The organism is Enterobacter cloacae (assembly GCF_011078175.1).
GTDB classification, from domain to species: domain Bacteria; phylum Pseudomonadota; class Gammaproteobacteria; order Enterobacterales; family Enterobacteriaceae; genus Enterobacter; species Enterobacter cloacae_Q.
On record NZ_JAALCJ010000005.1, the window covers coordinates 44549 to 57867 of the forward strand.

The 13319-nt window shown below is 54.9% G+C and carries 11 protein-coding genes; 4 read left to right on the top strand and 7 right to left on the bottom strand.

Going from position 1 to position 13319, the window contains the following annotated elements; genetic code table 11:
* Nucleotides 1-25: 25 nt before the first annotated feature.
* On the top strand, nt 26-910 hold the full coding sequence (cdd, locus tag G6Q29_RS12210; RefSeq protein WP_165465804.1) for a cytidine deaminase: 885 nt from the start codon (nt 26-28) through the stop codon (nt 908-910).
* Nucleotides 911-1037: 127 nt separating this feature from the next.
* The gene (gene sanA / locus G6Q29_RS12215) at nt 1038-1748 is read left to right on the top strand and encodes an outer membrane permeability protein SanA (protein WP_165465805.1); all 711 of its coding nucleotides are present in this window, start codon (nt 1038-1040) and stop codon (nt 1746-1748) included.
* 127 nt (nt 1749-1875) lie between these two features.
* Here sanA and mglC read toward each other — a convergent pair whose 3' ends face one another.
* From mglC to G6Q29_RS12250, 7 genes are all read right to left on the bottom strand, one after another.
* The gene (gene mglC / locus G6Q29_RS12220) at nt 1876-2886 is read right to left on the bottom strand and encodes a galactose/methyl galactoside ABC transporter permease MglC (RefSeq protein WP_003859318.1); all 1011 of its coding nucleotides are present in this window, start codon (nt 2884-2886) and stop codon (nt 1876-1878) included.
* 15 nt (nt 2887-2901) lie between these two features.
* Nucleotides 2902-4422, bottom strand: a complete 1521-nt coding sequence (gene mglA, locus G6Q29_RS12225; RefSeq protein ID WP_003859320.1) for a galactose/methyl galactoside ABC transporter ATP-binding protein MglA — start codon at nt 4420-4422, stop codon at nt 2902-2904.
* 79 nt (nt 4423-4501) lie between these two features.
* Nucleotides 4502-5500 (bottom strand): galactose/glucose ABC transporter substrate-binding protein MglB, encoded by a 999-nt coding sequence (gene mglB, locus G6Q29_RS12230; RefSeq protein ID WP_017383382.1) that lies wholly within the window; start codon nt 5498-5500, stop codon nt 4502-4504.
* Between the two features lie 295 nt (nt 5501-5795).
* Nucleotides 5796-6818: an HTH-type transcriptional regulator GalS gene (galS, locus tag G6Q29_RS12235; RefSeq protein WP_165465806.1), complete on the bottom strand. Its 1023-nt coding sequence runs from the start codon at nt 6816-6818 to the stop codon at nt 5796-5798.
* A 155-nt stretch (nt 6819-6973) separates the two neighbouring features.
* Entirely contained in the window at nt 6974-8131 is a 1158-nt protein-coding gene (yeiB, locus tag G6Q29_RS12240) for a DUF418 domain-containing protein YeiB (protein WP_165465807.1), read from the bottom strand.
* An 18-nt stretch (nt 8132-8149) separates the two neighbouring features.
* Nucleotides 8150-8818 (bottom strand): GTP cyclohydrolase I FolE, encoded by a 669-nt coding sequence (gene folE / locus G6Q29_RS12245; RefSeq protein WP_017383384.1) that lies wholly within the window; start codon nt 8816-8818, stop codon nt 8150-8152.
* Between the two features lie 102 nt (nt 8819-8920).
* Nucleotides 8921-10069 carry a YbfB/YjiJ family MFS transporter gene (locus G6Q29_RS12250; RefSeq protein ID WP_165465808.1) on the bottom strand — a complete coding sequence of 383 codons (1149 nt, stop codon included), beginning with the start codon at nt 10067-10069 and terminating at the stop codon, nt 8921-8923.
* A 137-nt stretch (nt 10070-10206) separates the two neighbouring features.
* Here G6Q29_RS12250 and fghA point away from each other — a divergent pair, with 137 nt between their 5' ends.
* Nucleotides 10207-11034 (top strand): S-formylglutathione hydrolase, encoded by an 828-nt coding sequence (gene fghA / locus G6Q29_RS12255; RefSeq protein ID WP_165465809.1) that lies wholly within the window; start codon nt 10207-10209, stop codon nt 11032-11034.
* A 267-nt stretch (nt 11035-11301) separates the two neighbouring features.
* Entirely contained in the window at nt 11302-13287 is a 1986-nt protein-coding gene (locus tag G6Q29_RS12260; protein WP_165465810.1) for a ligand-gated channel protein, read from the top strand.
* Nucleotides 13288-13319: the final 32 nt, after the last annotated feature.

Genomic DNA, 13319 nt, shown 5'->3' on the forward strand with positions numbered 1-13319 from the left:
CCATTAACCTTAATGAGGCAACGTCATGCATCCACGTTTTCAAGCTGCTTTCCCGCAGCTTGCAGAGAATTTGCAATCAGCCCTGGCTCCGGTTCTGGCGGATGTGCATTTCCCCGCCCTGCTGACGCCAGATCAGGTCACGACGCTTAAGCAGGCGACGGGGCTGGACGAAGACGCGCTGGCTTTCGCCCTGCTGCCACTGGCGGCTGCCTGCGCACGCGCTGACCTTTCCCATTTTAACGTAGGCGCGATTGCGCGCGGCGTGAGTGGGACCTGGTACTTCGGCGGAAATATGGAGTTTCTCGGTGCGACCATGCAGCAAACCGTTCACGCGGAGCAGAGCGCAATCAGTCACGCCTGGCTGCGCGGTGAAAAAGCCCTGCGCGCCATCACCGTTAACTACACCCCTTGCGGCCACTGCCGCCAGTTTATGAATGAGCTGAACAGCGGGCTTGAACTGCGTATCAATCTGCCTGGCCGCGCGCCGCATACGCTGGGTGATTACCTGCCAGATGCTTTCGGCCCGAAAGATCTGGAGATCAAAACCCTGCTGATGGACGAGCAGGATCACGGTTATGCGCTCTCTGGGGATGCGCTCAGCGAAGCGGCGATTGCCGCCGCCAACAAAAGCCACACGCCGTACAGTAAATCCCCAAGCGGCGTCGCCCTTGAGTGCCGTGACGGCCGCATCTTCACCGGGAGCTATGCTGAGAACGCCGCGTTCAACCCGACGCTGCCTCCGCTCCAGGGTGCCCTGAACCTGCTTAGCCTGAACGGGTATGACTATCCGGATATTCAGCGCGCGATCCTGGCTGAAATTGCCGATGCGCCGCTGATCCAGTGGGACGCGACCGCAGCCACGCTGAAAGCGCTGGGCTGTTCAACCATCGACCGCGTGCTGCTTGCCTGATCGTCCCGGCGGGCATAAATGCCCGCCAGTCTGACGAAAAACCCCTCAGTTGAATCGCTGTTTCTTGCGCTAACCAGGCGGGTACAGTAGCCTGAGGGAAATTTCATCATCGGTACGAGCCATCTGCATGTTAAAGCGCGTGTTTTACAGCCTGTCTGTCCTGATCGGCATACTGCTGTTGATCGTGCTGGGTCTCGACCGCTGGATGAGCTGGAAAACAGCCCCCTACATTTTTGATGACCTCCAGGACCTCCCCTACCGTCAGGTTGGCGTAGTGCTTGGCACCGCCAAGTATTACCGCACCGGCGTCATAAATCAGTATTACCGGTATCGTATTCAGGGCGCGCTGAACGCCTATAACAGCGGCAAGGTGAACTATCTGCTCCTGAGCGGCGATAACGCGCTGCAAAGCTATAACGAGCCGGTGACGATGCGTAAAGATCTGATTGCCGCAGGCGTCGACCCGGCCGATATCGTGCTCGACTACGCCGGATTCCGCACGCTTGATTCCATCGTGCGTACCCGCAAGGTATTCGACACCAATGATTTCATCATCATTACCCAGCGTTTCCACTGCGAGCGGGCGCTGTTTATCGCCCTGCATATGGGCATTCAGGCGCAGTGTTATGCGGTGCCGTCGCCAAAAGATATGCTGAGCGTGCGCGTACGCGAATTCGGCGCCCGTTTTGGCGCGCTGGCTGACCTGTACTTGTTCAAACGTGAACCGCGCTTTTTAGGCCCGCTGGTGCCGATCCCAACGATGCATGAAGTGCCGGAAGATGCACAGGGTTATCCGGCGGTAACGCCGGAGCAGCTGCTGGAAATGCAGAAGAAGTAATAAATTTTGTCGGGTGGCGGCTTCGCCTTACCCGACCTACGTTCGCGATGTTGCAGGCCTGGTAAGCGTTGCGCCACCGGGCAAAAAAAGGCCCGCTACGTGAGCGGGCCTTTTCATTCTGAAGATCTTACTTCTTACGCGCGTACTTCAGTGAATCCAGGGCAACTGCGAAGATGATGATGGCACCCTTGATGATGTACTGCCAGTACGGGTTCACGCCGATGTAGGTCAGACCGTAGTTGATTACGGTGAAGATAATCACACCGGTCACCACGCCCAGCACGGTACCCACGCCGCCGCTGAAGGAGACGCCGCCGACCACGCAGGCCGCAATCGCATCCAGTTCGTACATAAAGCCGAGGTTGTTGGTCGCAGAGCCGATACGGCCCGCTTCCAGCATCCCGCCGAAGGCGTAGAACACGCCGGACAGGGCATAAATCATCAGCAGGTTCAGGGCCACGTTGACGCCGGAGACTTTCGCCGCTTCCGGGTTACCGCCGATGGCGAAGATGTTTTTACCGAAGCGGGTTTTGTTCCACAGGATCCAGACGAACGCCACCGCAATCAACGCATAGAAAGTGATATAGGAGAGACGGAAACTGCCCAGCGCAACAAACCCCTGCGTGAAGGTCGAGAAGCCGCTGTCGAAGCCAGAGATTGGAGACGCGCCGACGAAATCGTAGTACAGGGAGTTAATACCATAAACGATGATCATCGTGCCAAGCGTAGTGATGAATGGCGTCACGTTCAGGTAAGCAATGATGATGCCGTTAATCAGGCCAATTACCGCGCCGATGGCGCACACGATCAGGATCACCACGAAAATCGGCATGGTCGCCATCTCCGGGAACACCTTGTTGGCGTTTTCCATCGACTGTAACAGGGTCGCCGCAATGACCGCCGCCAGACCCACCTGGCGCCCTGCCGAAAGGTCAGTCCCCTGGGTGACGATAAGCCCCGCCACGCCAAGCGCGATAATAATACGTACGGAAGACTGGGTCAGAATGTTACTCAAGTTCAGCAGACTTAAGAACGTAGGGTCCTGGAAAATAATAATCGCCAGCAAGACTAAAAGAACAACGTAAATACCGCCTTCTTTCAGATAAGTGAGAAAACTTTTTTTATTTAACGCACTCATGAGGAGCCCCTGATCTTAAAGGTGCAAAGACGCAAGACGCAAAATTTCGTTTTGCGTTGTCGTTTTGGTTTCAACAATACCGGCAACGAGACCATTGCTCATAACCAGAATACGGTCTGTGATCCCTAACAATTCCGGCATTTCGGAAGAAATAATAATGATCCCTTTATCTTTTTTCGCCAACTCGGCGATCAGCTGGTAAATCTCAAATTTTGCACCCACGTCGATTCCGCGCGTAGGTTCATCCAGCATCAGAATTTCAGGCTGGGTTAATAGCCAGCGACCAATAATGACTTTCTGCTGGTTCCCTCCCGAGAGTGAGCCAATTTGCGTGCGGTGGCCCGGCGTTTTCACGCGCATGGAGTCAATCACCCACTGGGTATCGCTCTTCATGCGTGAGTTATCCAGCAGTCCGACTTTGTTTTTGTAATTGCGAATATTAGAAATTAACGAGTTAAAGTTAATATCCAGATAAGCGTAAATACCGGTGGAACGACGCTCTTCCGTCACCAGCGCAAAGCCATTATTAATGGCTTCGTTGGCGTTGTGGTTGTTGATTTTCTTACCGTGCAGCGTAATGGTCCCTTCGGCTTTCTCACGAATACCAAACAGGGTTTCTACGATATCGGTGCGCTTAGCGCCCACCAGCCCTGCGATGCCAAGGATCTCGCCCTTGTGCAGATCGAAGGAGACATCGCGAATAGACGGCTGACGCAGCGAGGTCAGGTTACGTACCTCCAGAATCACTTCGCCTGGCTTGTTTTCTTTATCCGGGAACCGCTGGTTCAGGGAGCGACCAACCATCATGGCGATGATCTTGTCCATGTCCAGCCCTTCCAGCGGCTGGGTGGCAATCCACTGCCCGTCGCGCAGGATGGTGATTTCATCACACAGCTGGAAGATCTCTTCCATTTTATGCGAGATGTAGACAATGCCGCAGCCACGATCTTTCAGTTTACGAATAATGGTAAAAAGGTGGTTAACCTCTTTTTCCGTTAATGACGAAGTCGGTTCATCCATGATCACGATTTTCGCATCATAGGAGAACGCTTTGGCAATTTCGATCATCTGCATCTGGGAAACGGATAATGTCCCGACGCGTGCGCGCGGGTCAATATCGATATCCAGCTCATCAAAAATGGCTTTGGTGTCGCGATACATTTTATCCTGATCGACAAAGACACCTTTGGTTGGATAACGACCCAACCACATATTATCCATAACTGAACGTTGCAGAACCAGGTTTAATTCCTGGTGTACCATCGAGATACCATTCTCCAGCGCTTCTTTCGCTGAATGGAAGTCGATCTCTTTTCCCTGAAAAAGAATGCTGCCAGAATCTTTTTGATAGATCCCAAAGAGGCATTTTAATAATGTTGATTTACCCGCACCGTTTTCACCCATTAACGCATGAATAGAGTGTGGACGAACTTTTAAATTAACATTATCGAGCGCCTTAACACCGGGGAATGACTTGTTGACACCGGTCATTTCCAACAAATATTCACCGGACGACTGAGTAGTTGTGCTGACCATAATTATACCTTGTTGGCCTCGCATATCGCGTTATAAAAGGGCGCAACGAATTGCGCCCAGTGAAGACAGTTCAGATAACTTATTTACCGATAAACTCAGCCAGGTTGGACTGGTCAACGCCCACGTAAGGAACGCGAACGATTTTGTTGTCAATTTTCCAGTTAGTCCCGTCAGCGGCGCCTTTACCGTCGGCCAGGTTTTTCGCCAGATCGAAGGTGGCTTTCGCCTGGTTGTTGGCATCGTTCAGCACGGTACCGGCCATTGCACCAGATTTCACCAGCGCCAGCGCTTCTGGCAGGGCATCCACACCGAATACAGGAATAGCGGACTTGTTGTGTGCTTTCAGCGCTTCAACGGCACCCATTGCCATTGCATCGTTGTTGGCGATGACCACTTCAATTTTGTTGGCGTTCGGACCAGAGAGCCATGCATCCATCTTATCTTTCGCCTGAGCGGTATCCCACATTGCGGTGTCTAACGCCAGCTGCTGGGTTTTCAGGCCTTTGTCGTTCAGCTCTTTAATCACGTAGGTGGTACGTGCTTCAGCATCCGGGTGGCCCGGTTCGCCCTTCAGCAGAACGAACTGGATCTGACCGTCTTTGTTCAGGTCCCAGTTCGGGTTCGCGGCCCAGTGTTTGGCAATCAGATCGCCCTGGATAATACCGGACTCTTTGGAGTCGGTACCGACGTAATACGCTTTGTCATAGCTATCCAGCGCTTTACGGGAAGGTTCTTTGTTGAAGAAGACGATTGGCACATTCTGGCCGCGCGCTTTCTCGATAACCGTGCCTGCCGCTGCCGGGTCGACCAGGTTAATAGCCAGCGCTTTCACGCCTTTTGCCAGCAGAACGTCAATCTGATCGTTCTGTTTGGACTGGTCGTTCTGGGAGTCATTCATCAGCAGCTGCACGTCTGGCGCTGATTTAGCATCTTTTTCAATTGCTTTACGCACAACAGACATAAAGTTGTCGTCGTATTTATAGATAGTCACGCCAATACGGGTATCCGCAGCGTGGGCTGCTGCGCCAAAAAGCATGCTTGCCATGACGGCAGACAGAGTCAACACCTTCTTATTCATGGTATCTCCGGTTTTTTTTATGCAGGGTAGTTCTTGTGAAAAACGGCTGGCGGGCAGATGTTAATAAATCGTTACTGACCGCCGAAGTTCACTTATAAAATGTCCAGCTTCCGTGTTCGGTAACGCTCCAGAAATGCGTTTTATTCGTTGTTTGAGGCATTCTGGTAACGGTAAAAGTGAATAATCACCGTTACATTGTGTTTCAGCCCCTAAAACGCTGACATCATAGACAGCGGCTTGTTAAGATACTGTGAATTTACTCACAGATTGAAAACGGTTACATCACGTGATGTTATCAGTTAGTGATCGGAGCCACAGTTTGCCGAATAGCGACCGAATGGCGCCGTACTAAAGTCGGCATAAAACAATGCGTTGCGTTGGGATCTAACAGCCCTGCCGCCCCCTGTAACGCCAGCTCTGTCGCCAGTTTCGCCATCGACGCAATGGGGTAACGCACCGTTGTCAGCTGCGGATCGGTGTAACGGGCAATGGGAATATCGTCAAAACCGATCAGCGATAAATGCTGCGGTACCGCAATGCCATTGTCTTTCAGTGCGGTAAGCGCACCTGCCGCCATGCTGTCGTTATAGGCAAACACGGCCGTCAGCTGAAGATTACGCCCCAGCAGTTCAACCATTGCCGCTTCCCCGCCCTGCATGTCCGGCGAACCGGTACCTACCCAGCTCTCCAGCGGCGCGATGCCCTGCTCTTTCAGGGCATTTTGCCAGCCCTCGCGGCGCATCATGTCGTCTTCTATACCGTGGCTTGAGGCCAGATAGCCAATGCGCTGATGACCGTTGCTGATGAGCATCCGCGTCGCCATCATCGCGCCGCTGATGTTATCCAGACCGACGCAGCGGTGCGCGTAGCCGGGAACGATACGGTTGATTAGCACCATGCCGGGGATCTGCTCCATAAACCCGGCCAGCTCTTCATCGCTCAGGGCTTTAGAGTGCACAATCAGGGCGTTACAGCGCTGGCGGATCAGAACTTCAATGGCATAACGCTCTTTTTCAGCCTCGTGATAGCTGTTGCCAATCAGCACATATTTCTGGTGCTGCTGGGCAACGACGTCCACCGCTTTGACCAGCGCACCGAAGAAGGCGTCCGACACGTCCATCACCACTACGCCAATGGTATCGCTGACCTGCGTCGCCAGCGCCTGGGCATTGGCGTTTGGCCGGTACCCCAGCTGGCTCACGGCTTTCATTACGGTTTCACGCGTTTCAGGGCTGACCAGCGCGCTGTTGTTCAGCACGCGGGAAACGGTAGCAACAGAAACCCCCGCCTGGCGGGCGACGTCACGAATGGTGATCATATTCACCATCCTTTAAAGGATTGCAGCAACTCACAGACACCCCCTGTGTTTAGCAAGGTGGCTATTCTGGCAGCGAGAGAGAGGAGACTACGTGAAGAAGCTCACACAGATGAAAACGCTTACATCCGTTTTGTTAATGATTGTGATCCAGATCGTTATCTGGATGTATTACGTAATGACACACCCGAAGCACGAGCGGTTAACTGTCGCCATGCCCATTCCAGCGGGCCCTGGCGGAAAAAACGCAGCCAGACAACCGAAAACACCACGTTAACAATCCAGACCGGAATAACAAACGCCAGCAGCGTCAGGCGGTCGAATTTCATAAACAGGCCGAATCGGTAGAAAAGCGTGGTGCATATCAGCGTTTGCAGGATGTAATTGCTTAACGCCATCCGACCAACGCAGGCCACCGCACTGACGATCCACAGGCGGGAAAGCTGGGGCCAGAAGCCATAGATCAGCGCCGCATAGCCAATAGTCTGGAACGGCGCGCTCAGTTCGCGCGGCACCTGCAACAGGAACGCACACCAGCGGTAATCCCACTGAAGATGCCACTGCATCATCACCGCCGGGAGGTTGACGATCGCGCCGAGCAGCACCAGCCCTGCTCCCGTGCGACGATAGTGTCGCAGGCTAAATTCCCCTTTCAGCCAGCCGGTGCGCATCAGGGCTGCGCCCATCAGCATCATCCCCGCCAGCTGCCAGCCGTATTGCGCGCCCAGCGCCAGCAGGTTATCGCCGAGCATATCGGCCCGGTTGCCGATCGCTTCTATGCCGCCTTTCAGCTTCCAGAATTGCTCATATTGCAGGTTAGCTGCATCCGGGATCCACGAACGGCTGGTGGCGTCATCGGCAATCATGCCGAGCAGCAATAATACGCACAGTCCCATGACATAAAGCATCACGCCGGTGTTAAACAGGCTCTTTACACCGGGCGCGTCGCGGATCAGCCGCCAGCAAATCAGACCCACCAGACCATACGCGAGCAGAATATCTCCGTCCCAGAAAAGCAGCCCGTGAATAAAACCCAGGATAACCAGTAACGTTAAACGCGACTGTATCCATCGCGTACCGCGTTTGAGGAGAAGCTGAAGTCCCGCGCCAAACAGAAGCGCAAAGAGGGTGAGGAATTTCACCTGTGCGAAGAGATCGAGAATTGCCCACGTCCAGGCGTCACTGCGCGTGATGTCGCCATACCACGCAGGATTCAGATAGGCGGCCTTCGGCAGACCGAAGGCGCTGATATTCAGCAGCAGGATACCGAGAATGGCGACGCCGCGAACAAAATCGAGCGTGACGTTTCGCTCCATGGTCCCTGCCCTGCCTGATTAGTTGTGGTGACGCACGGCGCGCAGGAACTCCTGGCGGGTGTTCTGGCTCGATTTGAACAGACCGCCCAGCGAGGTGGTGGTGGTAGCGCTGGTTGCATCACGCACGCCGCGCGCTTTCACACAGTAGTGCACCGCGTCGATAGAGACCGCCACGTTGTTCGTCCCCAACAGGGTTTGCAGTGCGGTCAGGATCTGCTGCGTCAGACGTTCCTGCACCTGCGGACGCTGGGCAAAGAACTGCACGATGCGGTTGATCTTGGACAGGCCAATGACCGTATCTTTTGGAATATAGGCCACCGTCGCTTTACCGTCGATCGTCACAAAGTGATGCTCGCAGGTGCTGGTCAGCGTAATATCGCGTACCGTCACCATCTCATCGACCTTCATCTTGTTTTCAATGACGGTAATTTTCGGGAAGTTCGCGTAATCCAGGCCGGAGAAAATTTCGTCGACGTACATTTTCGCGATGCGGTGCGGCGTCTCCATCAGGCTGTCGTCGCTCAGATCGAGATTCAGCAGTTGCATGATCTCCGTCATATGGCCGGCGATCAGACTCTTGCGGGTAACATTGTCCAGCTCCTGCACGGGCGGGCGCAGTGGCGTTTCAAGACCGCGCGCAACCAGCGCTTCATGGACAAGGGCTGCTTCTTTACTGAGTGATGACATTCTTTTCTCCTGCAGGTGTGGCGTCTTTTGCCCTCGTTGTGGCAAAAGTGTGCGCTCATTGTGCGTGAGGCGACGCACATAATCCAGTATTCACGACGATAATTATTGCAATTGCTGGTGCCTTTCAGCCTGACGGTTCCAGACTAACGCCCCGCCAGCGAACAGCGCGATCCCCGCCAGCCCCAGCGCAGGCTCCAGCCGGTGCGTGAGCCAGGTCGACAGTGCCGAAGTAACCGGACCAATCAGCTGGCCAATGGCATACCCGGTGGTGAGCAGACCCGCCATATAACGCGTATGGTCTGGCGCCAGCTCGCGACCGTACAGAAGAGAGAGCTGCACGGCGCAGAGGAACCCGCCGCCCACCAGCAATCCGCCCGTTAGCAAGCCGCCAATGCCCGGCAGCAGCCAGGCCGCCAGCACGCCAATCCCCTGTAACCACAGAACAATCGCCAGCCTGCGGTTAGCGCTTGATGTATGCCGTAGGGCAATGCTGAGCGCAATCCCCACCACCGAGGCGGCGCCAAATATCGGCCAGACAAACTGGGCAAACAGGCTGCCGGGAAAACGCACCGCCGCCATTTGCGATAAAAAGGTCGCCGGGAGGATATAGCCGAACCCTGCCAGGCTGTAGCTCCAGACCAGACGCTTGAGATCTGCGGTCAGCAGCAGCGGTTCAGGCGCGGTACCGGGCCGATGGAGCTGCCCGGACCGCGGCAGGTAGCGCGCGATCAGCACAATCAGCACCAGCGCCAGCACGCCGTAGATTTGCCATGCCGCCCCGGCGGACAAGGATTTCGCCTGAATATAGACCGCCAGCAGGCCGCTCAGGGCGATTCCGGCCCCGGGTCCGGCAAAGACGGCTGCACTGAGTCCCGGTTTGCCCAGCTGCCCCAGCCGCTCGTTGGTCCAGGCGGCAATCAGCACCATCGACCAGCCGCTCATGCAGCCGATCGCAAAGCGCAGCAGACCGTGAACGACGGCATTATCTGCCGCCGCGGAGAGCAGCGTCAGCGCCACCGCACCGGTGATGCCAAGCCAGAGACGCGTTTCAACGAAGCGATGGGCGCGCATGGCATCCCATGCCCCAACCAGATAGCCCAGATAGTTCATTGCCGCCACCAGCCCCGCGCTGGTAAGCGTGAGTTGCCCGGCAGCAATCATCAGCGGCACCTGAGGCGTGAAGGCGAAGCGCCCTATCCCCATTGCGACGACCAGAACCACAAATCCGCTGAGCGCGATACGCAGCGCCATGACCGCTCCAATTGTTAAAGAAAAGTAAATTCATGATGCAACATCTCGACGTTCTGCGAAAGTGAAAGTTGCTCACAGGTCAATGAAAACGCTGTATTATGCGTTTTATGAATCGTCTTACCTTTAAGGAGCCCTGCATGGAACTGCTCGAAGAGCATCATTGTTTTGAAGGTCGACAGCAGCGCTGGCGGCACGACTCCACCACGCTGAAATGTGCTATGACGTTCAGCATTTTCCTGCCCCCTGCGGATAATCCACCGGTGCTGTACTGGCTTTCAGGCCTGACCTGCAACGACGAAAACTTCACCACCAAAGCGGGCGCCCAGCGTATTGCCGCTGAACTGGGCATAGCGCTGGTAATGCCAGACACCAGCCCGCGTGGCGAGGACGTGGCCGACGATGCCGGATACGATTTGGGTAAAGGTGCCGGATTCTATCTCAACGCCACCGAACAGCCCTGGGCCAGCCATTACCGCATGTATGACTACATTCGCGATGAACTGCCTGCCCTGGTGCAATCTCAGTTTACAGTCAGCGAGCGCTGCGCGATAAGCGGCCATTCGATGGGCGGCCACGGCGCGCTGATAATGGCGCTGAAAAATCCGGGGAAATACACCAGCGTGTCCGCATTTGCGCCGATTGTGAACCCAACGCAGGTGCCGTGGGGGCAAAAAGCCTTTACGCACTATCTGGGTGAAGATGCAGAGAAATGGCAGGAATGGGACAGCTGCGCGCTGATGCTGGCGAGCGATTCGGCGAATGCGATCCCGATGCTTATCGATCAGGGCGATACGGATCAGTTCCTCGCCGGACAGCTACAGCCTGCGGTGCTGGCGGAAGCCGCGCGCCAGAAGGACTGGCCGCTAACGCTGCGCATTCAGCCGGGATACGACCACAGCTATTACTTCATGGCGTCCTTTATTGAGGATCATCTCCGCTTCCATGCGGAGCATCTGTTCAGGTAAGTTCCGCCTTTTGCCCGGTAGCGCCTCATGTCTGCCGGGTCTTTCCCCTTCCCCTCTTTACATACTTCTATCCGCTTGAATCCAGCCTGTTTTCTGCCTTCTCGCTCAAACACAAATGATTTCAATTATCATTTGTGTTTACAATTCTACATTCTTTTGTACAATTCCAGGCTCTTCTCCATCTCAAAGAGTTCTTACAAGACAAAAACATACAGTTCTCAGGGTTATCCCGATGGAGTTTTATTCATTTTTATACGGAATGTACAAATGACAATACCCCGCATTAAGCTCCTGGCCGTCGCCATTGGCGCTGCCACATGTTCCCCCTTCGTTCACGCAGACGATCGGGACACCGTTGTCGTCACTGCGACGGGTTTTGAACAAAAAATCCAGAATGCCCCCGCCTCCATCTCTGTAATTTCCAAACAGCAGATTGAAGATAAAGCCTACCGTGATGTTACCGATGCCCTGAGAGACGTCCCGGGCGTTGTCGTCACTGGCGGCGGGAGTAGCAGTGACATCAGTATTCGCGGCATGGCCTCTCAGTACACCCTGTTCCTGGTGAACGGCAAACGCGTCAGTACGCGAAGCACCCGCCCCAACAGCGACAACTCGGGAATTGAACAAGGCTGGCTGCCGCCGCTGGAGTCCATTGAGCGTATCGAGGTCATCCGCGGCCCGATGTCCTCGCTTTACGGCTCCGATGCTATGGGTGGCGTCATCAACGTCATTACCAAAAAAGTCTCGAACACCAAAGCCTGGACCGGTTCGTTGCATGGCGATGCAACCTTCCAGGAAAACCATGATTCCGGCGATATCTTCCAGACCAACGCCTACGCTTCTGGTCCCCTGATTGACGGACTGCTGGGCGCAAAAGTGACGGGGCTGTTGTCACGGCGTGCAGAAGATAAAATCGTGAACGGCTATAACGAGCAGAAAATGCGTAACGGTGGCATTACGCTGAACTTCACGCCGGACGAGAAGAACGATTTCGATCTTGATTTTGCTCGCGAGCTTCAGGACAGAAACAGCACCCCGGGGATGTCGAAAGCGGCTGAAACCTGCCGGGGAACAACCTGTACGCCAAATACCAAAAGCGACTCGCGCTATGAGCACACGACCTACTCGTTAACCCACAGTGGTTATTACGAAGACTTCAATACCACCAGCTATATCCAGCAGGAAGAGACCAATAATCCTGGTCGCAAAATGCGCTCCTATAACACCACCTTCAACAACCAGAACCAGATTTTCCTCGGCGATCATACGTTGACCCTCGGCGGGCAGTATCGGTATGAGAAACTGCGCGACAAGGGTAATCAGCTGGAAGCTGCTGACGGTCTGAACAAACTGACGCGCTGGAGCTGGGCCCTGTTTGCCGAAGATGAATGGGCAATGACGGAAAGCTTTACGTTCACCGGCGGCCTGCGTATGGACAAAGACCAAAACTACGGCACTAACTGGACGCCGCGCGGTTACGGCGTATGGCACCTGGCCGATCGGTGGACGTTGAAAGGCGGGGTTTCTGCTGGCTATCGTGCGCCGGATCTGCGTCAGTCGTCTGCCAGCTGGGGCCAGGTGACAGGTGGCGGCCGTCTTGACGGTATCATCGTCGGCAACCCGGATCTGAAACCAGAGAAGAGCCTGAGCGAAGAGCTCGCCCTGCTCTGGGATAACAACGATAACCTCAATGCCGGTGTGACGCTGTTTAATACCGACTTCAAGGACAAAATTACGGAAGTTCGCCGCTGTAACAGCAGCGCCGATCCCGCCTGTACGATTGGCGGTCATAGCTATGATTTCGTCAGCGATCGCGTCAACGTGGACAAAGCTAACATGCGCGGTGTGGAGTCCTCCTTCGGGTGGAAGATCACGCGTGATGTGAACTGGACTGCAAACTACACCTATACAGAGTCCGAGCAGAAGAGCGGCCAGTTCTCCGGCAAGCCACTGAACAAAATGCCGAAACACATGTTCAACACCACCCTGGACTGGCAGGCGACGCCCGACGTCGGTTTCTGGAGCCGTCTGAACCTGCGCGGTAAAACCTCTGAGTACCTGAGCCGTACGTCAATGTCCCAGGGTACGCCGTCCTACACTCAGGTTGATGTCGGTATGCGCTACAACGCCAACAAAAACCTGCTGGTTACTGCCGGAGTGTATAACGTGCTCGATAAGCAGATTGATTACGATACGTATGACACCGTGCTGGATGGCCGCCGCTATACCGTTGGCATGACCTACAGCTTCTGACCTGCCCATAAAAAAGCCCGCTCGGTAGAGCG

What these genes read in the sequence shown, in the direction of transcription:
- G6Q29_RS12250 (WP_165465808.1), bottom strand. Translation starts at nt 10,069, where the DNA reads ATGGCGCTGCGTATCGCGCTCAGCGGATTTGTGGTTCTGGTCGTCGCA.
- mglB (WP_017383382.1), bottom strand. Translation starts at nt 5,500, where the DNA reads ATGAATAAGAAGGTGTTGACTCTGTCTGCCGTCATGGCAAGCATGCTT.
- G6Q29_RS12260 (WP_165465810.1), top strand. Translation starts at nt 11,302, where the DNA reads ATGACAATACCCCGCATTAAGCTCCTGGCCGTCGCCATTGGCGCTGCC.
- mglC (WP_003859318.1), bottom strand. Translation starts at nt 2,886, where the DNA reads ATGAGTGCGTTAAATAAAAAAAGTTTTCTCACTTATCTGAAAGAAGGC.
- folE (WP_017383384.1), bottom strand. Translation starts at nt 8,818, where the DNA reads ATGTCATCACTCAGTAAAGAAGCAGCCCTTGTCCATGAAGCGCTGGTT.
- sanA (WP_165465805.1), top strand. Translation starts at nt 1,038, where the DNA reads ATGTTAAAGCGCGTGTTTTACAGCCTGTCTGTCCTGATCGGCATACTG.
- galS (WP_165465806.1), bottom strand. Translation starts at nt 6,818, where the DNA reads ATGATCACCATTCGTGACGTCGCCCGCCAGGCGGGGGTTTCTGTTGCT.
- cdd (WP_165465804.1), top strand. Translation starts at nt 26, where the DNA reads ATGCATCCACGTTTTCAAGCTGCTTTCCCGCAGCTTGCAGAGAATTTG.
- mglA (WP_003859320.1), bottom strand. Translation starts at nt 4,422, where the DNA reads ATGGTCAGCACAACTACTCAGTCGTCCGGTGAATATTTGTTGGAAATG.
- yeiB (WP_165465807.1), bottom strand. Translation starts at nt 8,131, where the DNA reads ATGGAGCGAAACGTCACGCTCGATTTTGTTCGCGGCGTCGCCATTCTC.
- fghA (WP_165465809.1), top strand. Translation starts at nt 10,207, where the DNA reads ATGGAACTGCTCGAAGAGCATCATTGTTTTGAAGGTCGACAGCAGCGC.